This window comes from Nocardia brasiliensis IFM 10847 (assembly GCF_000710915.1).
In the GTDB taxonomy this organism is placed as follows: Bacteria; Actinomycetota; Actinomycetes; order Mycobacteriales; family Mycobacteriaceae; genus Nocardia; species Nocardia brasiliensis_A.
This window is the reverse complement of record NZ_BAUA01000099.1, coordinates 64,373-87,980: the sequence shown is the minus strand read 5'-3', so window position 1 is coordinate 87,980 and position 23,608 is coordinate 64,373. Positions and strand designations below refer to the sequence as shown.

The window sequence follows — 23,608 nt, the reverse complement described above, 5'->3', positions numbered from 1 at the left end:
GGCCGCGGCGGCCGAACCGCCGGCGGCAGAACCGCCGGCTGCCGCGGACCCGGCCGCAGCAGAACCGCCGGCCGCCGCGGAGCCGGTCGCCGAACCGGTACCGATCGCGGGGTTGGTAGGCACCGCACTGACGTCACTGGGCTGTCCGGGGACCGAAAGGGGGTACCAGGGACCACCGGTGTCATACGGCGGCGGAGCGGGGTCCAGAGCGCACTGGGGGCAGCCTCCGGCGGGCTGGGCCTCGGCCGCTACCGGGCCGAGTAGCGCGAAACCGGCCACGGTCCCCGCTACTGCAAGCACACGTAACGTGCGACCAACGGCCATGCGTCGAGCCTTCCCCTCATTTGCAAAGCGCAGAACTTCCCGGTCACGACGCTCACACGGGATTTTCAACGGACGGGGGCCATAGTAAACCCCTATCGTTACCTGCGCAGAAAGAAGGGTGGTGCCAGGTCAGGCCCCGTACACCGGTTCGGGCGGCATCCCCTTGGCAATCAGGTCGGCCACCACCGGGCCGAGCTCGGCCGGATCCCACCGTGCGCCCCGGTCCACCGCGACGCCGTGCCGCCACCCATCTGCCAAGGCCACTTTACCGCCCTCTACCTCGAACATGCGGCCCGTGACGTCCTTGGACTGCGCGCTGCCGAGCCAGACGACCAGCGGAGAAATGTTCTCCGGCGCCATCGCGTCGAAGCCGGCGTCCGGCCGCGCCATGGTCTCGGCAAACACTGTTTCGGTCATCCGGGTGCGCGCCGCCGGTGCGATGGAATTCACAGTCACGCCGTAGCGCGCGAACTCCGCGGCGGCGGTGAGTGTGAGACCGGCGATACCCGCCTTGGCCGCGCCGTAATTGCCCTGACCGACGCTGCCCTGCAGGCCGGCGCCGGAGCTGGTGTTGATTATGCGGCCATCGACCGGCCGACCGGCCTTCGACTCGCCGCGCCAGTACTCGATCGCGTGCCGCATGGTGACGAAGTGCCCCTTGAGGTGCACGCGGATGACCGCGTCCCATTCGTCTTCACCGAGATTGACCAGCATCCGGTCGCGCACGAACCCGGCATTGTTGACCAGCACGTCCAACCCGCCGAATGTGTCCACCGCCTGGCGGACAAGACGTTGCGCGCCTTGCCAATCCGCGACATCGTCGCCGTTGGCCACGGCCGCGCCGCCGAGCGCCTCGATCTCCGCGACGACCTGCTCGGCGGGGGTCTCCCCGGTCGCCGCGCCGTCGAGCGCCGAGCCGAGATCGTTGACCACCACCCGCGCCCCGGCGGCGGCGAAGGCGAGCGCGTGCGCCCGGCCGATACCGCGGCCCGCACCGGTCACGATGACGGTGCGTCCTGCGCAGATCTGCTCGGTGTCCATACCTGTGTCCTCTTCGTGTGGGTCCGATGTGTTCAGGACTGCTGTCGGCCTGCGTCCGCGGTGGACGCGGCGAGGAAGGCCGGGCGCTCGCCGCCGCCGTGCACGAGCAGGCTCGCCCCGCTGACGTAGCCGGCCAATTGCGAGGCCAGGAAGACCGCACAGCGGCCGATATCGTCCGGGTGGGCCATCCGGCCCAGCGGGATCGTCTCCCCCACCGCGTCGATGCCGTCCTGGTCGCCGTAGTGCAGTTGGCTCAGTTCGGTGACCACCGGTCCGACAACGAGCGAGTTGACCCGCACCTTGGGCGCCCATTCCACGGCGAGCGAGGCGGTCAGGCTGTCCATGCCCGCCTTCGCCGCGCCGTAGGCGGCGGTACCCGGTGACGGGCGGTGCCCGCTCACACTGGAGATGTTCACGATGGAGCCGCCGCCCGGCTGCTGCTGCATCACCGCGTTGGCGGCCTGGGAGACCAGCAGCGGCGCAAGCAGATTCAGCTCGACGATCTTGGCGTGGAAGTTCTTGCTCGCCGTGGCGGCGAGGGCGAAGGGCGCGCCACCGGCGTTGTTGACCAGGTGGTCGAGGCGGCCGTACCGCTCGACGACGGTGTCGACCAGGCCCTGCACCGCGTCCGCGTCCCGGACGTCGCAGGGCAGGAACTCGATGCCGCGCCCGTCGACCTCGATCGGGACCTGCGCGGGACGCCGGGCACAAGCGATCACGGTCGCACCCGCCGCGAGGAACGTCCGGCTCACCCCGGCGCCTACGCCACGGACGCCGCCGGTCACCAGGACGACGCGATCGACCAGATCGATTTCGAGTGCCACCGTGCTAACCTACCAAGCAACTGCTTGCTTTGCCACTGTGTTGGATTAATCACGAGCCGAGCTACTCACGATGGGATAGGCGATGGGGATCAACCGTCACTCCGAATCAACCGGCATCACCGTGGTCACGGTCGACTATCCGCCGGTCAACGCGATACCGACGGACGGCTGGTTCGCCATCGCCGACGCGCTGCGCGAGGCCGGGCGCGATCCGGAGACCCGAGTTGTGGTGCTGCGCGCGGAGAATCGCGGTTTCAACGCCGGTGTCGATATCAAAGAGATTCAGAGCAAGCCCGGCCATCAGGCGTTGATCGACGCGAATCATGGTTGTTTCGAGGCGTTCGCGGCCGTCTACGACTGTCCGGTGCCCGTGATCGCGGTGGTCCAGGGATTCTGCCTCGGCGGCGGCATCGGCTTGGTCGGCAACGCCGACGTCGTGATCGCCTCCGACGACGCCACTTTCGGACTGCCCGAGGTGGACCGCGGCGCGCTCGGCGCGGCCACCCATCTGTCCCGGCTGGTGCCGCAGCATCTGATGCGCGCCCTGTTCTATACGGCGAGCACCATCACCGCCCAGCAGCTGCAGCACTTCGGCTCGGTGTACCAGGTGGTACCGCGCGCCGAACTCGACGCCGCGGCAATGGAAGTCGCCAAGAACATCGCCGCCAAAGACGGCCGGGTGATCCGTGCGGCCAAACGCGCGCTCAACGGGATCGACGGGCAGGACGTGCACCGCAGCTACCGCTACGAACAGGGATTCACCTTCGAACTCAACCTCGCCGGTGTCGCCGACGAGATCCGCGCCCGGTTCGACGACGACCTGGCCGCGCGCAAGGCCGAGAAATAGGGAGTTCAGCACTCATGCGAGACAAGCGAATGTCGCTCGACGAGGTCGTCGGCGAACTGCGCAGCGGGATGACGATCGGCATCGGCGGCTGGGGTTCGCGACGCAAGCCGATGGCGCTGGTGCGCGCCATCCTGCGCTCGGACCTCACCGACCTGACCGTGGTCAGCTACGGCGGGCCGGATCTCGGCCTGCTGTGCTCGGCCGGGAAGGTACGCAAGGCGTACTACGGGTTCGTCTCACTGGATTCGCCGCCGTTCTACGATCCCTGGTTCGCGCACGCGCGCACCAGCGGCGCGCTGGTGGCCCGCGAAATGGACGAAGGCATGCTCAAATGCGGGTTGGAGGCCGCGGCCGCCCGGCTACCCTTCTTGCCGATCCGGGCCGGGCTCGGCTCGGCTGTGCCGGACTTCTGGGACGGCGAATTGCGTACGGTCGCTTCGCCCTATCCCGACGCCGACGGCCGCACCGAAACTCTGATCGCGATGCCCGCGCTGAATCTCGATGCGGCGCTGGTGCATCTGAACCTCGGCGACAAGCACGGCAACGCCGCCTACACCGGCGTCGACCCGTACTTCGACGACCTGTACTGCCTGGCCGCCGAACGCCGGTACGTCTCGGTGGAACGCATCGTCGACACCGACGAGCTGGTGAAAACCGTGCCGCTGCAAGCACTGCTGCTCAATCGGATGATGGTGGACGGGGTGGTCGAGGCGCCCGGCGGGGCCCACTTCACACTGGCGGGCGACAGCTACGGCCGGGACGAGAAGTTCCAGAAGCACTACGTGCAGTCGGCGAAGACCCCCGAGACGTGGCAGCAGTTCGTCGACAAGTACCTGGCGGTCTCCGAAGACGAGTACCAGGCCGCCGTCCGCGAGTTCGCCCAGGAGGCCCAGAAATGACCGCAGCGCAAGGCGATTCCGTAGCGAGCGCGGCCGAGACCTGCACCCGCGCCGAGGTCTGCGCGGTGGCCTGCGCGGAGATCTTCAGCGGCGCGGGCGAAATCATGGCGAGCCCGATGTCCCCGATGTCGATCATCGGGGCGCGGCTGGCGAAGCTCACCACCGAACCCGATCTGCTGCTCTCCGACGGCGAGGCGCTGCTCTTCGCCGACACCCCGCCGATCGGTGGTAAAGCACCGATCGAAGGGTGGATTCCGTTCCGGAAGGTGTTCGACGTAGTGGCCTCCGGGCGGCGGCACGTGGTGATGGGCGCCAACCAGATCGACCGATACGGCAATCAGAATCTGTCCGCGTTCGGCGCCTTGCAGCAACCCACCCGGCAGATGTTCGGGGTCCGGGGTGCGCCGGGCAACACCCTCAATCATGCGACCAGCTATTGGGTTTCGCGGCACACGAGCCGGGTTTTCACCGACCAGGTCGACATCGTCTCCGGCGTCGGCTACGACAAGGTCGACCCGGCGAACCCGGCGTACCGGTTCCATCACCTGCACCGGGTGGTGACCAACCTCGGCGTCTTCGACTTCACCGGCCCCGGCCACACCATGCGGGCGCGCAGCCTGCACCCCGGCGTCACCGCCGACGAGGTCGCCGAGAACACCGGCTTCGAGATCGACGGGCTCGCCGAGGCGGGCGAGACCCGGCTGCCGACCGCCGAGGAACTGCGGTTGATCCGGGACGTGCTCGACCCCAAGAAGATCCGGGAAACCGAGGTACCGGCATGAGCGCGCCTACCCCGCGGTTGCGCACCGCGCTGACCGAACTGGTCGGCATCGACCATCCCGTCGTGCAGACCGGCATGGGCTGGGTCGCCGGGCCCAGCCTGGTCGCGGCCACCGCCGAGGCGGGCGGGCTGGGCATCCTCGCCTCCGCCACGATGACCTACGCGGAGCTCGCGGCGGCGATCGCGAAAACCAAGGCGCACACCGGGAAACCGTTCGGTGTGAACATCCGCGCGGACGCCTCGGACGCACCCGAACGCATCGACCTGCTGATCCGGGAGAAGGTCGCCGTCGCCTCGTTCGCCTTGGCGCCCAAACAAGAACTCATCGCGAAGCTGAAAGACGCGGGCGTGGTGGTGATTCCGTCGATCGGTGCGGCCAAGCACGCGGTGAAGGTGGCGTCCTGGGGCGCGGACGCGGTGATCGTGCAGGGCGGCGAAGGCGGCGGGCACACCGGACCGGTGGCCACCACGCTGCTGCTGCCCTCGGTGCTGGACGCGGTCGATATTCCGGTGGTCGCGGCGGGTGGGTTCTTCGACGGACGCGGGCTGGCCGCCGCCCTCTCCTACGGGGCGGCGGGCGTCGCGATGGGCACCCGATTCCTGCTGACCCAGGAGAGCACCGTGCCGGACGCGGTCAAGCAGGAATACCTCACCCGGCAGTTGCCGGACACCGTCGTGTCCACCAAGGTCGACGGCATGCCGCATCGGGTGCTGAACACCGAACTGGTGCAGCGCCTGGAACATTCGGGTCGCGCCCGTGGCCTCGCCGCGGCGGTCGCCAACGCGGCGAAGTTCAAGAGCATGACCGGCATGAAATGGTCCACCCTGGTGCGCGACGGGCTGACCATGCGAAAGGCCAAGGACCTCAGCTGGTCTCAGGTCGTCATGGCGGCCAACACGCCGATGCTGTTGCGCGCCGGGCTCGTCGAAGGCAATACCGGGGCGGGCGTGCTCGCCGCCGGTCAGGTCACCGGCATCATCGAGGACCTGCCCACCTGCAAGGAATTGATCGATCGGATCGTCGCCGATGCGGTCGGCCGGATCGAGGCGTTGCAGAAGAACCTCTGAATACCTACCGCGAATGCCCCGTTTCCCGCCGGGATCCGGGGCATTTCGCGTGCTCAGGGCCGGGCGTGCGGACCGGCCGGGTTCGACACCGGACTGCCGGGCAAACCACGTGGCCGCGGTGCGCGCTCGGCCCGTACGATCCCGCTCATGAACCAGCCGATGCCGCCGCAACAACCGCACTACCCGCAGCAGCAGCCCGGGTTCCAGCCGCCGCCACCGGGATACCAGCAACCGCCGCAGCAGCAGCCGGGCCCGCAGTTCCCGATCCTCGTCTCGACCATGAACGACGTGCCCGGCCACCGGGTCGTCCGGGTGTTCGGCGAGGTCGCGGGCCTGACCGTGCGCAGCCGCGGCCTCGGCTCGAACCTCGCCGCCGGCTTCCGTTCCCTCGGCGGCGGCGAAATCACCGAATACACCCAGCTGCTCTACCACTCCCGCCATGAGGCGATCATGCGAATGTGCCAGCACGCCATGTCCTTCGGCGCCAACGGCATCCTCGCCATGCGCTTCGACTGCAACGAGATCGCCAACACCATGAGCGAAGTAGCCGCCTACGGCACCGCCGTCCTCCTGGAACCAGCCGAGAAGGCCTGACCGCCACGCGGCGGGATCTGCTACCGACCCCGCCGCAGGAGGGTCAGCTTGGGAGGCGCTCGATGATGGTGACGTTGGCGGTGCCGCCGCCTTCGCAGATGGTGAGCAGGCCGTAGCGGCCGTTGCGGCGTTCCAGTTCGTTGAGGAGGGTGGCGAAAAGCTTTGCGCCGGTGGCGCCGAGGGGGTGGCCCAGGGCGATGGCGCCGCCGTTGACGTTGACCTTTTCGGGGTCGGCGCCGGTTTCCTTCAGCCAGGCCAGGACGACGGGGGCGAAGGCCTCGTTGATCTCGACGACATCGATGTCTTCGATGGTGAGGCCGGTCTTTTCGAGCGCCCACTTGGTGGCCGGGATCGGCGCGGTGAGCATGAAGATGGGGTCGGCGCCGCGGGCGCTGACGTGATGGATGCGGGCGCGCGGGGTCAAACCGTAAGCCTCGACGGCCCATTCGGAGGCGAGCAGGGTGGCGCTGGCACCGTCGGAGATCTGGCTCGCGACGGCCGCGGTCAACGGGCTGCCCTCGGCCAGCGGCGGCAGCGACGCCATCTTCTCCAGGGTGGTCTCGCGCGGCCCCTGATCGATCCAGAAATCGCCGACCGGCACGATCTCGCGATCGAAACGACCGTTCTTGATCGCGTCGCGGGCCCGCTCGTGGCTGCGCAAAGCCCAGTGCTCCATGTCTTCCCGGCTGATGCCCCACTTCTCGGCGATCAGCTGAGCGGCACGGAACTGCGTGACCTCGGCGGTGCCGTAGCGGTGGTCCCAGCCGGCGGCGCCGACGAACGGCGAATCGAAGCCGTACTCCTTGCCCGCGTACATGGCGGCGGAGATCGGGATGGCGCTCATGTTCTGCAGGCCGCCGGCGACGATCACCTCGGCGGTGCCGCTCATGATGGCCTGCGCGCCGAAATTGATGGCCTGCTGGCTGGATCCGCACTGCCGGTCGACGGTGACGCCGGGTACTTCTTCCGGGTATCCGGCGGCCAGCCAGGCGGTCCGGCCGACGTTGCCGGCCTGCGGGCCGACGTTGTCGACACAGCCGACGATCACGTCGTCGACGTTGCCGGGGTCGATCGAGTTGCGATCCAGCAGCCCGCGCAGCGCGGCGGCGCCGAGGTCGGCCGGGTGCACGGCGGCGAGGGCGCCGCCGCGCTTACCGACCGGTGTGCGCACCGCATCGATCACGTAGGCGTCCCGCAGCGGGGTGTAGGGGCGGCGGGGAGCGGAGGGTGCAGACATCGGAGTACTCCTACGTGATGTGCTCGGCCTAACCGTTTTCGGAGACGGTGAGCCCGTCGAGCACGATGGTCAGATACTGCTTGGCGAGGTTGTCGACGGTGATCGGGCCGCCGGGCTGGTACCACCGCACCGCCACCCACACCGTGTCGCGCAGGAACCGGTACGCCAGTTCGACGTCGATCTCCGGCCGGAAGCTGCCGTCCTGCACACCGTTGGTCAATACCCGGTGCCACAGCTCGCGGAATTCGCGGTTGTAGTCGGCGATGTAGGTGAACCGTTCGGCGGTGCGCAGCCGCTTCGCCTCGGCCTGATAGATCGCCACCGCGGCGTGGTGCCGGTCGAAGGACTGGTAGGACGCGATCACCAAGGCTTCCAAGGTGTCTCGCGAGCTGAGCCCGGCGGTGACGATCTCGCGGTAGTGCCCGAACAGGTCGTCCAGGAAGCCGCGCAGGATCTCGTCCACCATCGACTCCTTGGAATCGAAGTGGTGGTAGAGGCTCCCGGATAGAATCCCGGCCGCGTCGGCGATATCGCGCACGGTGGTGGCGCGCAGTCCGCGTTCGGCGAACAGTTCGGCCGCCAGCGTGAGCAGTTCATTGCGCCGTGCTGATTTCGAAGCGTCGGGTGCCGTCACACCGGCCATAATACAACCAAGCGTTTGCTTGGTACAGACCGGCACGCGAGTAGGCGACTTCGCTGGGTCGTGCGGACCCGATCAGCGCACCGAATAGCGCAGTGGCGAGGACACCGATAGGTCCGCGAGCAGCCGGTCGCAGATGACCACCGGCGCCACCCCGGCTCTGGCCATGCGCGCAACCAGCGCCAGCCGTCTTTCGCAGCTGTCCCATTCGACGGTGAGCTGCCCCCGGCCCGGCCCGGCGTCCACGGTCGCCATGACGCGCGGCGGGCCGGAGGGCACCGGCTCTTCGATCAGCTTGAGCACCATGCCGCGCTGCCACGCCTGGTAGGTATCCATATCGGCACCGATCACCAGCTTGTCGGTGGCGGCGCACAGACCCTGCGCGATCTCCTCGTCGAAGGCGACGCGGTCGAGCCGGAACTTGCGGCACTTGGCTACCACGTCGAGCAGGTCCGCGCGCACCTCGCACAGCAGCGCGGCCTGGCGATGCCTGCGCCGATCCTGTTCGGACTCCTCGGCGGATAGGTCGTGGTCGGGTTCTAGACCGATCTGTTTGGCTCGCTCGTGATCTCGGGCCAGGTCGGCCCGCAGCGCGCCGCGCGGATCACGAGCCACCGCGGCCTCATCGATCGCGAATTGCTCGAGAATCTGCGCGGCGCGCATCGCGGTCGCACGTTCGCAGGTGTGCTCGATCAACTCGGCGCCGAGGGTGAGTGCGGCGAGCACCAGGCTGTCCAGCCTGCGCCGAGCCAGCACCACTTCGCGCACCAATTCGAGTTCCAGTTGTTCGCGGGCAGCTGGGCTATCAAGGCCCATAGCCATCGCCCCTTTGGAGAGTGCGGGTTCCGATCTCAACCAGCATGGCACAACCCGGCGACATCTGCCGTCGGCTTTTCTACCTGATCAGCCGCCCATTTGCCGGAGGTGCGCCCGAGCGTGCCCGCGACCGCATTCTGGCGCGCTCGACGGTCCGTCCAGTCCGTCCCGACCGGACTGTTCCGGGCCGCGAGCCACCGGTCGGCTACCCGATGCGAACCGGGGCGCGCGACCGCAAAACCGAACCGGCTCAGGCTCGTTGGCTGCTGACCGATACCACCTCACCGGTCAGGTATGTGGTGTAGTCGCTGGCGAGCATGGCGATGGTGGCCGCGACCTCCCACGGCTCGGCGGCCCGGCCGAACGCCTCACGCTCGGAGAGCCGGTCCAGCAGTTCGGTCGAGCTGACCTTGTCCAGAAAAGCGTGCCGCGCGATGCTGGGCGCGACCGCATTGATCCGGACCCCGAGTGCGGCGGCCTCGACGGCACTGCATCGAGTCAGCGCCATCACGCCCGCCTTGGCCGCGGCGTAGTGCGCTTGGCCGTGCTGCGCGCGCCAGCCGAGCACGCTCGCGTTGTTGACGATCACACCACCGTGCCCGGCGGCCCGGAAGTAGTTGAGTGCCGCGCGCGTGCATCGGAAGGTGCCGTTGAGCGTGATGTCGAGCACGCGATCCCACTGCTCGTCGGTCATGTCGACGACCGGCGTCTCCCCGCCGAGGCCGGCGTTGTTGACCATGATGTCGATCCGCCCGATCGCCTCCGCCGCGCCGCGCACCAGGGCGTTCACCTGTTCGGTGCTTTGCACGTCGCAAGCGATCGAAGCGACCTTCCGGTCCGGGAATTCGGCCGCGAGCTCGGCCGCCGTCTCGGCCAAACGCCGCTCGTGCCAATCGGAGACGACCACATCGGCGCCCTCGGCGAGCAGCCTGCGCGCGGTGGCCGAGCCGATGCCGGTGCCCGCGGCCGCGGTGATGACGGCGGCACGTCCGGTGAGCAGGCCGTGTCCCGGAACGGGCTGGGGCGCGACGGAGAGGTCGGTCATCCCCGTGCCTCACGCGGTAGGCCGAGCACCCGCTCGGCGATGATGTTGCGCTGCACTTCGTTCGAACCTCCGTAGATGGTGTCGGCGCGGGTGAACAGGTACAGCCGCTGCCATTCGTTCAGATCGTCCTCGTCGGCCACCAGGCCCGCGGGTCCCAGCACGGCCATCGCCAGTTCGCCGAGTCCGCGATGCCAGTTGGCCCACAACAGTTTCGCGACCGAGGCCTGACCGCCGTCGGTGACACCCGCACCCTGCATGGTGCGGATGGCGTGCGCGCGCAGCACCCGCAGGCCGACCCAGGCGCGATCGATCCGCTCCGCGATCAACGGATCGGCCGCGGCGCCGGTGCGCCGGGCCAAGGCCTCGACGTCGGCGAGTTCCCTGGCGAACCGGATCTGCTGGCCGAGGGTGGAGATACCGCGCTCGAAGGTCAGCGTGCCCATGGCGATCCGCCAGCCATCGCCCGGTTCGCCGACGACCAGATCCGCGGCGGTGCGCGCGTCGTCGAAGAAGACCTCGTTGAACTCCGAGGTGCCGGTCAGCTGGATGATCGGCCGCACGTCGATGCCCGGCTGATTCATCGGAACGAGCAGGTAGGACAGTCCGTGGTGGCGGCTGGAGCCGGGTTCGGTCCGGGCGATCACGAAGCACCAGTCGGCGACGTGGGCCAGCGACGTCCAGATCTTCTGTCCGTTGATCGACCACTCGTCGCCGTCGCGGCGGGCCGAGGTGGTGATCGCGGCCAGGTCCGAGCCCGCGCCCGGTTCGGAATACCCCTGGCACCACAGCTCGGACACGGTGCGGATGCCGGGCAGGAAGCGGTCGCGCTGCGCCTCGGTACCGAAGGCGAGCACCGTCGGTCCGAGCAGTTCTTCGCCGACATGCGAAACCCGCGCGGGCGCATTCGCTTTCGCGTACTCCTCGTGGAAGATCACCTGCTGGCGCACACTCGCCGCCCGGCCGCCGTATTCCTCCGGCCAGCCGAGGCAGGTCCAGCCCGCGGCCGCCAGATGCCGGTCCCAGGCGAGGCGCTCGTCGAACGCCTCGTGCTCGCGGCCCGGCCCGCCGAGTCCACGCAGTTCGCGGAACTCGCCGTTCAGGTTGTCCGCGAGCCACTCGCGCACGTCTGCGGCGAATTGCTGGTCCGCGCTCGCGGAAAACCGCCCGTCCGAACCGGCGGTATCGGATTCTGAGGTCTGGATCGCACCCACGCCGGTAGGATAACCTACCAAGCACTTGCTTTGTAGGGCGCGCACATAAGTGCCCTGCACGAACGGTAAGGACAACCGTGACAACCCCTGCACAGACGACACCGCTGGCGCTGCGGCATGCCGCGCAGACCTTCGGCGCCGCGCCCGCGCTGGCCGACGGTGCGGTCCGGCTGGACTGGACGCAGCTGCACGCCGCGGTCCTGGACGTGGCGCGGGCGCTGATCGCGCGCGGTGTGCAAGCCGGCGACCGCGTCGCGATGTGGGCGCCGAACACCTACCACTGGGTGGTCGCCGCGCTCGGCGCGCACTACGTCGGTGCTGCCCTGGTGCCGTTGAACACCCGCTATGTCGCCGCGGAGGCCGCGGACGTGCTCGCCCGGGTGGACGCGCGGGCGCTGTTCATCGCCGGCACTTTCCTCGGGCGCGATCGCCTGGCCGAATTACGCGCGACCGCACCGGATCTCAGCATCGAGACAGTAGTCGTCATCCCCGTCGAACCGGACACCGCGACCACCGACGCCACCGCGTTCGACTGGTCGGAACTGGCCGGGATCGCGGAAAAGGCCACCCTCACCGAGGCCGAGGACCGCGCGTCGGCGGTCCGGCCGGACGATATCGCCGACATCCTGTTCACCTCCGGCACCACCGGGCGCAGCAAGGGCACGCTCGTGGCGCACCGCCAGGCGCTCTCGGTGGTCCGGGCCTGGGCCGAGTGCACCACGCTGCGCAGCGACGACCGGTATCTCGTGGTGAATCCGTTCTTCCACAACTTCGGCTACAAGGCGGGCATTCTGGCCTGCCTGGTCACCGGCGCCACCATCGTGCCGCAGGCCGTCTTCGACGTGCCCGTCACGCTGCGGCTGGTGAGCGAAGAGCGGATCACCGTCCTGCCCGGCCCGCCGACCATCTATCAGACGATCCTCGACCACCCCCGGCGTGGCGACTTCGACCTCGGCACGCTGCGGATCGCGGTGACCGGCGCGGCGACCGTGCCGGTGGTGCTCATCGAACGGATGCGCGACGAACTCGACTTCGACATCGTGCTCACCGCCTACGGCCTGTCCGAAGCCTCCGGGTTCGGCACCATGTGCCGCACCGACGACGACGCGGCGACCATCGCGGGCACCTGTGGCAGGCCGATCGCGGATTTCGAACTGCGCCTCGCCGACGACGGCGAGGTGCTGCTGCGCGGGCCGAACGTGATGCTCGGCTACCTCGACGACCCCGAAAGCACCGCCGCCGCCATCGATTCCGATGGTTGGCTGCACACCGGCGATATCGGCGCCGTCGACGAGCGCGGCTATCTGAAGATCACCGACCGGCTCAAGGACATGTACATCTCCGGCGGATTCAACGTGTATCCGGCCGAAGTCGAGCAAGCCCTCGCCCGATTGGACGGCGTGGCCGAATCCGCGGTCGTCGGAGTGCCCGATACCCGGATGGGTGAGGTGGGCAAGGCTTTCGTCGTCCGCAAGGCGGGCGCCACGCTCACCGAAGAACAGGTGCGCGCGCACGCCACCACCGTGCTGGCCAACTTCAAGGTGCCGCGCTTCGTGGAATTCCGCGATCAGCTGCCCTACAGCGCCGCCGGGAAAGTGCTCAAGCGTCAACTACGTGAGGAGATTTCGTGATGTCGGAACCGGCTGTCCCGGACGAGGGGGAAGTCGTCACCTACGAGGTGCGTGGCCGCGTCGCGATCGTGACGCTGAACCGGCCGGATTACCGCAACGCGCAGAACTCGGTGATGACCTACGCGCTCGACGCCGCGTTCGAGCGGGCCGTCGAGGACCCCGCGGTCGGGGTGATCGTGTTGGCGGGCAACGGAAAACACTTCAGCGCCGGCCACGATATCGGCACACCGGGCCGCGACCACCACGTGCACTACCCGAACAAGGCGACGCTGTGGTGGGACCACGTCGACAAGGCCGGCGGCGACCAGCGTTTCGCGCGCGAGCTCGAGGTGTACCTCGGCATGTGCCGGCGCTGGCGGGAGATTCCCAAGCCGACCATCGCCATGGTGCAGGGCGCGTGCATCGCGGGCGGGCTGATGCTCGCCTGGGTGTGCGATCTGATCATCGCGTCCGATGACGCGTTCTTCTCCGATCCGGTGGTGCGGATGGGGATTCCGGGCGTGGAGTACTTCGCGCACCCGTGGGTGATGGGACCGCGTGCGGCCAAGGAGTTCCTGTTCACCGGCGACCGTTTCGGCGCGGCCCAAGCCAAGGAATGGGGCATGGTGAACCGGGTCGTGCCCCGCGCGGAACTCGAGACCGAGACGCTCGCGCTGGCCGAAAAGATCGCCACCATGCCGCGCTTCGGTCTCGCACTGACCAAGAAGGCGGTCAATCAGGCCGAAGACCTGATGGGCATGCGGACCGGGATGGACTCGGTGTTCGGCCTGCACCACTTCGCCCACGCGCACAACGCCGAGGTCGGCGCCGACTCGCTCGGCGGCATGAACGCCAAGTCGATGAAGGCCACCGCGACCGGTGAGAACGGGGCGAAGTAAGTGGACCTCGAGATCGACCAGGCGACACAGGAATTCCAGGCCGAAGTCCGCGACTTCCTGGCCGCGCACAAACCCGCGCAACCACTCCCCTCGATGGACACCAAGGCGGGATTCGAGGCCCACCGCGCGTGGGAACGCACCCTCGCCGAGGCGCGCCTGTCCGTGGTCGCGTGGCCGGACGAGTACGGCGGCCGCGACGTGTCCCTGCTGGAGTGGGTGCTGTTCGAGCAGGAGTACTACGCGGCGAACGCGCCGGGCCGGGTGAGCCAGAACGGCATCTTCCTGCTGGCGCCAACGCTTTTCGAGCACGGCACCACCGAGCAGCTGGACCGGATCATGCCGCGGATGGCGCGCGGGGACGACATCTGGGCCCAGGCGTGGTCCGAACCCGAAGCGGGCAGCGACCTCGCGGGCATCCGCTCCACCGCGCGCCGCACCAGCGGCGGCTGGCTGCTGAGCGGCCAGAAGACCTGGAGTTCGCGTGCGGCGTACGCGGATTGGGCATTCGGCCTGTTCCGCAGCGACCCCGAAGCCGAACGGCACAAGGGACTGACCTACGTCATGTTCCCGCTCACCGCCGACGGTGTTTCGGTCCGGCCGATTCCCCAGCTGGACGGGGAACCCGGCTTCGCCGAGATCTTCCTCGACGACGTGTTCGTGCCCGACCGCGACGTGATCGGCGCGCCCGGCGAAGGCTGGCGGGTCGCGATGAGCACCTCGAGCAACGAGCGCGGGCTGTCGCTGCGCAGCCCGGGACGGTTCAGCGCGACCGCGCGGCGATTGATCGACCTCTGGCTCGACCGGGGCGACCAAGCCAACACCGCGCAGCGAGATGCCGTGGTGGACGCCTGGATCGGCAGCGAGGCCTACCGGCTGCACACCTTCGGCACGGTCACCCGGCTCAACGAGGGCGGCAAGCTCGGCGCGGAATCGTCGATCACCAAGGTGTTCTGGTCCGAACTCGATATCGCGATGCACGAGACCGGGCTCGATGTGCTCGGCGCCGCCGCCGAACGATCCGGGCCGTGGACCGACGGCTACCTGTTCTCGCTCTCCGGCCCGATCTACGCGGGCACCAACGAGATTCAGCGCAACATCATCGCCGAGCGGCTGCTCGGACTACCGAGAGGAAGCAGCCGATGAGATTCGCGCTCAGTCCCGAACAGCTCGACTTCGGCGGCAGCGTCCGCAAGCTGCTCGACGCCGGGCGCACACCCGCGGCCGTGCGCCATTGGGCGACCGGCGATCCGCGGCCCGGCCGCACACTCATCCGGCAGTTGGCCGGCGCCGGTGTGCTCGGTCTGGCCATCGATGACGAACACGGCGGGGTCGGGGCCGAACCGATCGATCTGGTGGTGGCGTTCATCGAGCTCGGCCGCGCCGCCGCGCCCGGACCGCTGATCGAGACCGCGGCCGCGATACCTGCACTCCTGCAGGCACTTCCGGATGGCGAGCCAGCCGCGCGCTGGTTGCCGGGCCTCGCCGAAGGCAGCGCGCTGGGCACCCTCGCGTTCACCGTGCCGGAGCAGAGCAGCGTCGCGCTGGACGCCGACACCGCCGAAGTGGTGCTGATCGCCGACGGCGCGCGGCTGTCCACCGCACAACGCACCGGAACCATTCGATCGATCGATCCGGCTCGGCGGCTGTTCCCCGTCGCGGCCGACGAATTGGTCGCCGAGGGCGACGCGGTGCGCGCGGCCGTGGCCACCGCCTTCGACACCGGGGCGCTGGCCTGCGCGGCCCAGTTGCTCGGCGCGGGCCGGGCACTGCTCGACGCCACCACCGGATATGCCAAGCAGCGCAAGCAGTTCGGCAAACCGATCGGCGAGTTCCAGGCCGTCAAACAGAAGCTTGCCGACGTGCTGATCGGGCTCGATCTGGCCGAACCGCTGCTCTACCGCGCCGCGCTCACCATGGCGACACCGACCCGCGAGCGGGACGTCTCGGCGGCCGTGATCGCCTGCGGTGATGCGGCTTACCGGGCTGCGCGCGCTGCCCTGCAGGTGCACGGCGCGATCGGCTACACCGCCGAATACGACCTTTCGCTGTGGCTCACCCGGGTCACCGCGCTGCGCTCCGCTTGGGGCACAACGGATCTGCATCGCGGCCGAATCGCCCGCGCGCTGCGCGACGAGGCGACGGCCGAGCGAGGAACGGCATGACGAATACCGAACACCAGGAGTTCACCGCCTCGGTCCGCGCACTGCTCACCAAACACGCGGGGTCCGCGGCGGTGCGCAAGGCGATGGACACCGAACTCGGCTACGACCCCGCGCTGTGGCGGCTGCTGTGCGAGCAGATCGGCGTCGCGGCGCTGGCCGTGCCCGAGGAGTACGGCGGGATCGGGGCGAGTTTGGTCGAATCCCTGCTGGTCGTAGGCGAACTCGGGCGCACTTTGGCCGGAGTGCCGATGCTCGGGTCCGCCGTGCTCGGTGTGCAGGCCGTGCTGCTTTCCGGCGACGCAGAGGCGTGTGCACGGCTCCTACCCGAAGTCGCCGAGGGCACCCGGACGTTGGCGGTCTGCTGGGCAGGTGAAAGCGGCTGGGACGAAGCCGGAGTCCACGAGGCGGACGGAAAACTCACCGGTACCGCGCATTACGTGCTCGACGCCGCGGGGGCCGACACCCTCCTCGCGGTCACCGCGAGCGGCCTTTTCGAAGTACCGGCGGACACCGCGGGCGTATCGCGGCGGACGGTGCCCACCATGGACCCGACGCGAAAACTGAGCAGCGTTACCTTTACCGAGGTGCAAGCGCGCCGCCTCGGCCCCGCAGACCCGGTCGCCCTCCGCCCGCGCCTGCGCGAGATCGCTTGGGCCGCAATCGCGGCCGAGCAGGTAGGCGCCGCCGAACGCTGCCTCGAACTGACCGTCGACTACACCAAATCCCGCGTCCAGTTCGGCCGCCCCATCGGCAGCTTCCAAGCACTCAAACACCGCATGGCCGACATGTACGTGCTGCTGGAATCCGCCGAGTCCGCCGCTCAGGCCGCCGCCCTCGCGGTCACCGAGCAGTCCCCCAGCGCCGCCGAAGACGTCTGGGTCGCCCGCGTGCACTGCTCCGACGCCCTCACCACCATCGTCGCCGAAACCGTCCAACTACACGGCGGCATCGCCATCACCTGGGAACACGACGCCCACCTCTTCTTCAAACGCGCCCACGGAGACGCCCACCTCTTCGGCACACCGCACCGTCCTATCCCCCAAACCGCCTGACCCACCCCGCTTTCGGCGTGAGCGAGCTTCCCGCACCCCGACTTGCCGGGAGACACGCCGGGTTCAGAGCAACGAGGGGTGCGCGAGTTCGGTCATGGTCAGCGCCCCTGTGCACGATCGTCTACGGGGTTGCCCTCCGCATCGAACCACTGCCCGGACGCGTCCTGGGTCCAGCCTTCCCATTCGGTCCCTTCCAGGTCATTGGAGAACCGGCCGCCGAACCCCGGTGTGGTCCCTTCCGGCGCAGGACCCGCGGCGCGAATAGCCTCATCGAACGCCGCCAGGCGTTCGGCACTGGCCTCGATCTCCTCGGGGGTCGGCATTCGCATACCCAATGCTGCGGCTTCGTCATCGGTGTAGATGAGCTTGCCGCCAACTTTTTTCGGCACGAGGACCCCTCTCCTCAAATTTCCGACATAGTGATGATTACTCGCCCATTGATCAGCCCTAGTGGCCAGCCTCACGGTGACGGGCACGCTCGACACGTTGTAGCCGCGCCCACTCCTCGTATTCGGTGCCGGACAGGTCATCATGGAACCGTTCGGGCGGTGGCGGTAGGCGATCCTCAGGCGCGACCTGGCGGAGACGTTGTTCGTGAGCGGCAAGTTCAGCTAGTGCCGCCGCTTTCTCCGCTTCAGTCGAGAGTTCAAATCCTGCTGCGGCAGCTTCTTCGGGACTGTAGAAGATTTTCCCGCCGACCTCTTCGGGCATTGTCACACCTCTTTCAATTTAATGATTGTACGGCCAGTATCGGGGTCACGATAATTTCTGAGCACCTCGAAAGGCGTGCCCGCTCGGAACAATATTTCCCCCTCTGCATCCCCGAATTTTCCATACGGTGTGATATCTTTTCCGGTTTTAGAAACTATCTGCATCTCGACGTTACCGTCGAGCGCACGACGCGGATCGCTCGAGCTCGAGGTAAATGCCTTCTCCACCTGCACTGAGCCTTCCTCATACCTGGCGATCATTTCCGGCGGCAGATCAATGCGTCGCGTGACCGGCCCCGAGTAGTCCGGAAGTTTGGACAGAGCGGCATTTATCTGCTCGGTTCGCGCCAATTGGTCGGGAGTGGCCGCACCCGCATGCAGAGCCCTGTTGAGTTCATAGGACCCACCGGTATAGCCACGTATAACATCAGAGTCGGCCTGAGTGATCGGAATAGGGTCCGCCTTGGGCTTCAGTTTCCCTGCCGGGCCCAATTCCTCCAGTCGTTCGCATTCGCGGACGTGGCGGGCCAGATCTTGGTCGAACTTCACGCCTGCGGCGATTCGGCGGCGGGCCTGCCATTGTTCGATGATCAGGCGCATGGGGCGGGCGTAGCGCGCGCAGATGGCGGCGGCGCCCGCTACACCGATGGCGGCGCCGGCGCCGAAGGTGATGAAGGAGGAGGCGACGGAGATGGCGGCGGTGATCGCCAACTCTTGGATGAGGGCGTCGCGCACCATTTCGAGCTGTTGTTTGAGCAGGTCGCGGAGTTCGTCGAGGGCGGCGCGATGGTCGCGGCACGATTGGGCCAGCTCACCCATGGCAGTGAGCGCGGCCTCGGCGGCGGCTTTCAGGGCGCGCAGATCTTCGTCGATGAACTCGACCTCTGGCGCGGCTACGTCCTGGAAGGCGACCGCGGCGGCCTCGAGGATCGCCGGAAACCCTGCTGCGCCTTCGGCATTGCGAGCCGCGTCCCAGGTCAACGCCGCGTTGGAAATGGTGGTGGCGTTGCCGTCGGGCACGGTGAGCCCGATCTTCTCGACCAGACCCAGGCCTTCGTCGAGCAGCCCGCTGCCCGGCCCACCTGCCGACGGCAGCGGGACTCGGCAGTTGAGGACCGGGTACATCGGGGTCGGAGGTTTGACCGGCGCGGGCCCGGCGTCGATCGTGGCACCGTGCTCGTCGAGGGCGCGCTGGTAGCCGCAGCTGTTGAGCACGACGGCATAGGCGTGCGCCGCCGAAGCGACCTTGGTGACCATGGCCAGGATGTCCTTGGCCCGCTGGTCGTAGCTCTTGCCCCACTCCTTGCCGTCGGTGTACGACCCGGCCATGTCGGTGGCCTTGGCCATTTCCGGCCAGCGGGCATCGATCGCCGACCACCAGGCGGCGGCACCGGCCGCGATCTTGGTGGCGGCGTCGTAGTAGACGGCGGTGTCGACGTCGAGGACCGTGCCGGTCACTGCGTGGACCCGCCGCGTCCCAGCGCGGAGAGGATGGTCACGGTGCCGTCCGAGTAGGAGGTCCGGGCCGCGGCGGCGGCTTGATGCATCTTCGCCAGGCCCGCGGCGATCTCGGCGGCGGCAGTGGTCCATTCGGCGTGCGCGGTGGCATGCGCGTCGGCCGACTTGCCGGACCAATTGCGCTGAACTGCGGCGATACGCTCTTCGACCTCGCGCAGCGACTCGGTGACGAACTCGTCGAGACCGGCCAATTTCGCGGTCACCGCTTCGATGTGGGCCAGGTCGGCTCGATACTGTTCGGCCATTTCTGTTGTCCCCCTTTGGTTGCGACGACTCAGGGCAGATCCAGCGAGCTCATCGCCGTGGCAGTGCCGATGTCGGTGGCTTGGCTTCGGTCGACCACCACCCCGAGCAGTTCGGCCATGTCGGCGAGGGCCTCGAACACCGAGAGGGCGGCGCGATGAGTTTCGTCCCAGGCGGCGGCGTACGCGGTGGCGGCGGTACCGTGCCAGGTCGACATCAGCCCGTCGACCTCGACTGAGCCGGACCGCAGGCCTGCGATCAGGTTGGCGGCGGCCTGTTGCACGTAGCGCCCGGCATCGGTCACTTCGTCGGGCACCAAGGTGAACGTAACGGCGGGGTCGGTCACGGTGCGGCTCCTCCCGGGGACCTATAAAAGCTAGCGTCCGAAGCTGCGCACGCCAAGCGGCGCTCTCGAGCGACGAGGGGGAAGCCGAGACACCCGTCGCGCACCTCCCGTCGTCGCGCGCGCGTGTCCGCCGACCGACACGCGCGCGGCGCGCGAAACCTCGCGCGGCTCGCAGAGCGCGCCGTGATCAGGTTCACGCGAGTTATATAGTTAGCTTATGTAATAATATTCTGGTGCAGCGTGCTCAGGAAACCACAGCGGATGACATCGTCGTCGATCTACTCGTGACCGCGGGCAGGCTCACTCGGCTGGCCGGGGTGATCAGCGGCGACGACCTGCCGCGAGCCGTATTGCGCGCGCTCGCCGTGCTCGACGAGCACGGCGCGGTGCGGGTGAGCGAGTTCGCCAGGATCGATCGGTGTTCGCAACCGGCGGCAACGACGCTGATCGGGCGGCTGGTCGCGGACGGATTCGCGACCCGGCGCAGCGACCCGGACGATTCCAGGGCGGTCGTCGTCGAACTCACCCCGGCCGGGCGCACTCGGCTCACCCAGGCGCGTCAAGCCTTCGCGACCGCACTGACCACCCGGCTCGAAGGCTTCGACACCGCGCGGCTCGCGCAACTGGACACCGATCTCAACGAACTGCTGGAGGCCCTGAAAACGGCTACGCGACAGCATCATCCGATATCGAGGGAACATCGATGAGTAGTACTTTGGCACCTGACCGCGCCGTGGGCGCGGCCCCCACCGCACCCACCCGGCAGCCGAAAGCCGTTTGGGCCGTTGCCTTCGCGAGCGTCATCGCGTTCATGGGCATCGGGCTGGTCGATCCCATCCTGAAACCGATCGGCGAGCAGTTACATGCCTCGCCCTCGCAGGTGTCGCTGCTGTTCACCAGCTACATGCTGGTGACGGGCGTGGCCATGCTGATCACCGGCGTGGTGTCGAGCCGGTTCGGCGCGAAGAAGACGCTGCTGGCCGGACTGGCCATCATCATCGTGTTCGCGGCGTTGGCCGGAATGTCGAGCACCGTCACGCAGATCGTCGGCTTCCGCGCGGGCTGGGGCCTGGGCAACGCCCTGTTCATCGCCACGGCGCTGGCCACCATCGTCGGCGCGGCCAGCGGCGGCGTCGCCCGCGCGATCATCCTCTACGAGGCGGCGCTCGGCATCGGCATCGCCACCGGCCCGTTGCTGGGCGGTGTGCTCGGCGGAATCAGCTGGCGTGGACCGTTTTTCGGCGTGTCCGTACTGATGGCCGTCGCGCTGATCAGCATCGTGACGCTGCTGCCCGAGGGACCGAAGCCGACGCATCACACCTCGATCGCCGCGCCGTTCCTGGCGCTTCGGCACCGCGGGTTGCTGACCGTCAGCCTCACCGCGCTGCTCTACAACTTCGGCTTCTTCACCCTGCTCGCCTACACCCCGTTCCCGCTGGACATGGGCACCTACGCGATCGGCTTCATCTTCTGCGGCTGGGGCGTGCTGCTCGCGCTCGCATCGGTCTTCCTGGCGCCGCGCCTGCAGCGGCGGTTCGGTTCGCTGCCGATGATGGGCCTGTCACTGGGGCTGTTCGCCGCCGATCTCGCGGTGATGGCGGCCTTCGCCGAGCACAAGCCGGTGCTGATCGCCGGCACCGTGCTCGCCGGACTGTTCCTCGGCGTGAACAACACCCTGATCACCGAGGCCGTGATGATCTCCGCACCGGTCGAGCGGTCGACCGCGTCGGCGGCCTACAGCTTCGTGCGCTTCGCCGGTGGCGCGGCCGCGCCCTACCTGGCGGGCAAGCTCGGTGAGCACAGCATCGCGCTGCCGTTCTGGGTCGGCGCCGCCTGTACCGCGGCCGCGGTGCTCGTCCTGCTCGCCGGTCGCGCGGCACTCGCGCACATCGACGAGCACGATCCCGCGCCGCACAGCGTCGCCGAAGCCGAGGCGATCACCGTCGGCGACTGAGACTCCACCACGCACGGCTGCCCGGATCCGTCCACCGGATTCAGGCAGCCGTGCCGCGTACCCTCGGGTGGTATGGGCGATACGCAGCGCGGCCGGGTGAAGATCGAGACGAGCCAGAAGCGGGTGCGGGTGTTCCTCGGCGGCCGCGTGGTCGCCGATACCGCGCATCCGGTGCTGGTCTGGGAGGGTCCGCACTATCCGACGTACTACCTGCCGGTCGCCGATCTGCACGCGAAACTCGAGCCGACCGGCAACACCCACCACTCCCCCAGCCGCGGCGACGCGACGGAGTACGACGTGGTGGTGGACGGCACCACCACGCCGGCGGCCGCGCTGCGCTACCACGATTCGCCGCTGCCCGAGCTGAACGAGCTGGTCCGGCTGGAGTGGAACAAGATGGACGAATGGTTCGAGGAGGACGAGCCGGTCTACGTCCATCCGCGCGACCCCCACACCCGGGTCGACATCCTCGGCAGTTCCCGGCACGTGCGCGTGGAAATCGACGGCGTCACGGTCGCCGATTCGCATGCGCCCCGCATCCTCTTCGAAACCGGCCTGCCCGCAAGGTATTACCTGCCGATGACCGACGTCCGGCTGGATCTGCTGCACCCCTCGGACACGCACACCAGCTGCCCGTACAAGGGCACCGCGGACTACTGGACCGTCCGTGTCGGCGAGCAGGACTACCAGGACTACGTCTGGGGCTACCGCACGCCACTACCCGAGAGTCAGAAGATCGCCGGCATGGTCTGCTTCTACAACGAGAAGGTCGACATCTATCTAGACGGCGAACTCCAGGAACGCCCGCACAGTCCGTTCAGCTGAAACCCGCTCAACGGTAACCGGTGAGGCCGTCGGCGAGTTCGTCCACGTCACCGTCGCGGTGGGCGTCGAGGGCTTGCTGAAGGGCGAAAGTTCCTCGGATGGCGGCTATTCGGGGCGCGAGTTCGTCGGCGTGCTCGGTCGTCTGCAGGATCGCCTCGAGGACCTCCTCGCCGTAGCTCGCGGCGACGGCGGCGAAGTCCTCGGCGGGGTCGCCGAGGCATACGCCGTCCCAATCGACGACACCGCAGAGTATTGGATTGCGAGTGTCGTTGTCCCACAGCAGGTTTTCGCCGCCCAGGTCACCGTGCACGATGGCCTCCGTGCAGTGCGGCAAGGTATCGAGCGCGGCGAGTTCGCGGCCCGCGCGGGCGCGGCCGCCGGCGCTCATCAACGGATACAGTTCGGCACGCACGTCGGCGGCGAACCGTATCCAGCGGTCGGCGGGCGCCGGCGGCAATGCCGCCCGCAACTGCTGGTCGGCTCCGGCCGCGGACAATGCGGAGAGGAGCGCATGGCATTGCCGCGCAACCGCTTCCGCGATCCGCGCATCGCCGAGCAATGAGGCGGCCAACGGCTCGCCACCGACCCGCGTCATGACCAGATACGCAGGATCGTCGGACAGATCCACCACCCGCGGCACCGCTATCCGGCGGCTGTTCACAGAGGTTGTCGGTAGTGCACAGGGCGACTCGCCGCGCGACACGTCGTCGCTCGGTGCAGAAAGTCTGTGACCCCGGAATCCCTGCACCGCGACCAGCTCCAGCCCCGCGACGGCGCGCAGCGCGGCCGCACGCAGTGGGAGACGCGCCGCGGCGGCCGCCGTGCGGGCGAGGCAGACCACACTGTCGGCGCCGATCACCAGGTAGTGGAACTGCCCCTCACATACCTTCAGCTCGGACAAACGCGCACCAGGCAGCACACGCTCCAGCAACCCCCGATGTCTCTCGATCACGGCGTCCACG

Annotated in this window: 26 protein-coding genes; 13 read left to right on the top strand and 13 right to left on the bottom strand. The window is 68.3% G+C overall.

Annotated elements, in window-relative coordinates; all coding sequences use genetic code 11:
- Positions 1 to 453: 453 nt before the first annotated feature.
- Positions 454 to 1,365, bottom strand: a complete 912-nt coding sequence (locus tag NBRGI_RS21310; RefSeq protein ID WP_029899012.1) for an SDR family oxidoreductase — start codon at positions 1,363 to 1,365, stop codon at positions 454 to 456.
- Positions 1,366 to 1,397: 32 nt separating this feature from the next.
- Complete coding sequence (locus NBRGI_RS21305) at positions 1,398 to 2,189, bottom strand: SDR family oxidoreductase (RefSeq protein WP_029899010.1); 792 nt, start codon at positions 2,187 to 2,189, stop codon at positions 1,398 to 1,400.
- An 82-nt stretch (positions 2,190 to 2,271) separates the two neighbouring features.
- On the opposite strand from NBRGI_RS21305, the gene NBRGI_RS21300 reads away from it, so the two are divergent.
- The 5 genes from NBRGI_RS21300 (at position 2,272) to NBRGI_RS44035 (ending at position 6,378) form a co-directional block, all read left to right on the top strand.
- Positions 2,272 to 3,036 (top strand): enoyl-CoA hydratase family protein, encoded by a 765-nt coding sequence (locus tag NBRGI_RS21300; RefSeq protein ID WP_014981390.1) that lies wholly within the window; start codon positions 2,272 to 2,274, stop codon positions 3,034 to 3,036.
- Between the two features lie 14 nt (positions 3,037 to 3,050).
- Complete coding sequence (locus tag NBRGI_RS21295; protein ID WP_195087290.1) at positions 3,051 to 3,935, top strand: CoA transferase subunit A; 885 nt, start codon at positions 3,051 to 3,053, stop codon at positions 3,933 to 3,935.
- A complete protein-coding gene (locus NBRGI_RS21290; protein WP_029899006.1) occupies positions 3,932 to 4,717 on the top strand; it encodes a CoA-transferase subunit beta in 786 nt (261 codons plus the stop codon). Before NBRGI_RS21295 ends, NBRGI_RS21290 begins: the two co-directional genes overlap by 4 nt.
- Positions 4,714 to 5,784: an NAD(P)H-dependent flavin oxidoreductase gene (locus tag NBRGI_RS21285; protein WP_029899004.1), complete on the top strand. Its 1,071-nt coding sequence runs from the start codon at positions 4,714 to 4,716 to the stop codon at positions 5,782 to 5,784. Before NBRGI_RS21290 ends, NBRGI_RS21285 begins: the two co-directional genes overlap by 4 nt.
- Before the next feature lie 264 nt (positions 5,785 to 6,048).
- Positions 6,049 to 6,378, top strand: a complete 330-nt coding sequence (locus NBRGI_RS44035) for a heavy metal-binding domain-containing protein (RefSeq protein WP_036560199.1) — start codon at positions 6,049 to 6,051, stop codon at positions 6,376 to 6,378.
- A gap of 43 nt (positions 6,379 to 6,421) precedes the next feature.
- Here NBRGI_RS44035 and NBRGI_RS21275 read toward each other — a convergent pair whose 3' ends face one another.
- From NBRGI_RS21275 to NBRGI_RS21255, 5 genes are all read right to left on the bottom strand, one after another.
- Positions 6,422 to 7,615 carry an acetyl-CoA C-acetyltransferase gene (locus NBRGI_RS21275; RefSeq protein ID WP_370627807.1) on the bottom strand — a complete coding sequence of 398 codons (1,194 nt, stop codon included), beginning with the start codon at positions 7,613 to 7,615 and terminating at the stop codon, positions 6,422 to 6,424.
- A 28-nt stretch (positions 7,616 to 7,643) separates the two neighbouring features.
- Positions 7,644 to 8,258 (bottom strand): TetR/AcrR family transcriptional regulator, encoded by a 615-nt coding sequence (locus NBRGI_RS21270; protein ID WP_029898999.1) that lies wholly within the window; start codon positions 8,256 to 8,258, stop codon positions 7,644 to 7,646.
- 72 nt (positions 8,259 to 8,330) lie between these two features.
- On the bottom strand, positions 8,331 to 9,071 hold the full coding sequence (locus NBRGI_RS21265) for a hypothetical protein (protein WP_029898997.1): 741 nt from the start codon (positions 9,069 to 9,071) through the stop codon (positions 8,331 to 8,333).
- A 250-nt stretch (positions 9,072 to 9,321) separates the two neighbouring features.
- Positions 9,322 to 10,116 carry an SDR family oxidoreductase gene (locus NBRGI_RS21260; protein WP_029898995.1) on the bottom strand — a complete coding sequence of 265 codons (795 nt, stop codon included), beginning with the start codon at positions 10,114 to 10,116 and terminating at the stop codon, positions 9,322 to 9,324.
- A complete protein-coding gene (locus NBRGI_RS21255; RefSeq protein ID WP_370627809.1) occupies positions 10,113 to 11,318 on the bottom strand; it encodes an acyl-CoA dehydrogenase family protein in 1,206 nt (401 codons plus the stop codon). The genes NBRGI_RS21260 and NBRGI_RS21255 overlap by 4 nt, the downstream gene beginning before the upstream one ends.
- Before the next feature lie 86 nt (positions 11,319 to 11,404).
- Here NBRGI_RS21255 and NBRGI_RS21250 point away from each other — a divergent pair, with 86 nt between their 5' ends.
- From NBRGI_RS21250 to NBRGI_RS21230, 5 genes are read left to right on the top strand one after another with little or no spacing between them, the layout of a single operon-like run.
- Positions 11,405 to 12,958 carry a FadD3 family acyl-CoA ligase gene (locus NBRGI_RS21250; RefSeq protein WP_029898990.1) on the top strand — a complete coding sequence of 518 codons (1,554 nt, stop codon included), beginning with the start codon at positions 11,405 to 11,407 and terminating at the stop codon, positions 12,956 to 12,958.
- Positions 12,958 to 13,836, top strand: a complete 879-nt coding sequence (locus NBRGI_RS21245; RefSeq protein WP_029898988.1) for an enoyl-CoA hydratase — start codon at positions 12,958 to 12,960, stop codon at positions 13,834 to 13,836. The genes NBRGI_RS21250 and NBRGI_RS21245 overlap by 1 nt, the downstream gene beginning before the upstream one ends.
- Positions 13,837 to 14,979 carry an acyl-CoA dehydrogenase family protein gene (locus NBRGI_RS21240; RefSeq protein ID WP_029898986.1) on the top strand — a complete coding sequence of 381 codons (1,143 nt, stop codon included), beginning with the start codon at positions 13,837 to 13,839 and terminating at the stop codon, positions 14,977 to 14,979.
- Positions 14,976 to 15,998: an acyl-CoA dehydrogenase family protein gene (locus NBRGI_RS21235; protein ID WP_029898984.1), complete on the top strand. Its 1,023-nt coding sequence runs from the start codon at positions 14,976 to 14,978 to the stop codon at positions 15,996 to 15,998. Before NBRGI_RS21240 ends, NBRGI_RS21235 begins: the two co-directional genes overlap by 4 nt.
- Positions 15,995 to 17,050: an acyl-CoA dehydrogenase family protein gene (locus tag NBRGI_RS21230; RefSeq protein WP_029898982.1), complete on the top strand. Its 1,056-nt coding sequence runs from the start codon at positions 15,995 to 15,997 to the stop codon at positions 17,048 to 17,050. Before NBRGI_RS21235 ends, NBRGI_RS21230 begins: the two co-directional genes overlap by 4 nt.
- 98 nt (positions 17,051 to 17,148) lie before the next feature.
- Here NBRGI_RS21230 and NBRGI_RS21225 read toward each other — a convergent pair whose 3' ends face one another.
- The 5 genes from NBRGI_RS21225 to NBRGI_RS21210 are packed head-to-tail and all read right to left on the bottom strand — an operon-like array spanning position 17,149 to position 19,867.
- Complete coding sequence (locus NBRGI_RS21225; protein ID WP_029898980.1) at positions 17,149 to 17,439, bottom strand: hypothetical protein; 291 nt, start codon at positions 17,437 to 17,439, stop codon at positions 17,149 to 17,151.
- Between the two features lie 58 nt (positions 17,440 to 17,497).
- On the bottom strand, positions 17,498 to 17,761 hold the full coding sequence (locus NBRGI_RS47605; RefSeq protein WP_148310892.1) for a hypothetical protein: 264 nt from the start codon (positions 17,759 to 17,761) through the stop codon (positions 17,498 to 17,500).
- A 2-nt stretch (positions 17,762 to 17,763) separates the two neighbouring features.
- Positions 17,764 to 19,218, bottom strand: a complete 1,455-nt coding sequence (locus NBRGI_RS45315) for a hypothetical protein (protein ID WP_051727920.1) — start codon at positions 19,216 to 19,218, stop codon at positions 17,764 to 17,766.
- Positions 19,215 to 19,523, bottom strand: coding sequence for a WXG100 family type VII secretion target (locus NBRGI_RS21215; RefSeq protein ID WP_051727919.1), 309 nt, complete (start codon positions 19,521 to 19,523; stop codon positions 19,215 to 19,217). Before NBRGI_RS21215 ends, NBRGI_RS45315 begins: the two co-directional genes overlap by 4 nt.
- A gap of 29 nt (positions 19,524 to 19,552) precedes the next feature.
- The gene (locus NBRGI_RS21210; RefSeq protein ID WP_029898974.1) at positions 19,553 to 19,867 is read right to left on the bottom strand and encodes a WXG100 family type VII secretion target; all 315 of its coding nucleotides are present in this window, start codon (positions 19,865 to 19,867) and stop codon (positions 19,553 to 19,555) included.
- A 233-nt stretch (positions 19,868 to 20,100) separates the two neighbouring features.
- Here NBRGI_RS21210 and NBRGI_RS21200 point away from each other — a divergent pair, with 233 nt between their 5' ends.
- The 3 genes from NBRGI_RS21200 (at position 20,101) to NBRGI_RS21190 (ending at position 22,646) form a co-directional block, all read left to right on the top strand.
- Positions 20,101 to 20,574 carry a MarR family winged helix-turn-helix transcriptional regulator gene (locus NBRGI_RS21200; RefSeq protein ID WP_029898972.1) on the top strand — a complete coding sequence of 158 codons (474 nt, stop codon included), beginning with the start codon at positions 20,101 to 20,103 and terminating at the stop codon, positions 20,572 to 20,574.
- Positions 20,571 to 21,821, top strand: coding sequence for an MFS transporter (locus tag NBRGI_RS21195; protein ID WP_029898970.1), 1,251 nt, complete (start codon positions 20,571 to 20,573; stop codon positions 21,819 to 21,821). Before NBRGI_RS21200 ends, NBRGI_RS21195 begins: the two co-directional genes overlap by 4 nt.
- A gap of 72 nt (positions 21,822 to 21,893) precedes the next feature.
- A complete protein-coding gene (locus tag NBRGI_RS21190; RefSeq protein WP_029898967.1) occupies positions 21,894 to 22,646 on the top strand; it encodes a DUF427 domain-containing protein in 753 nt (250 codons plus the stop codon).
- Positions 22,647 to 22,653: 7 nt separating this feature from the next.
- Here NBRGI_RS21190 and NBRGI_RS21185 read toward each other — a convergent pair whose 3' ends face one another.
- Positions 22,654 to 23,607, bottom strand: a complete 954-nt coding sequence (locus NBRGI_RS21185; RefSeq protein WP_029898964.1) for an aminoglycoside phosphotransferase family protein — start codon at positions 23,605 to 23,607, stop codon at positions 22,654 to 22,656.
- Between the last annotated feature and the right edge of the window lies 1 nt (position 23,608).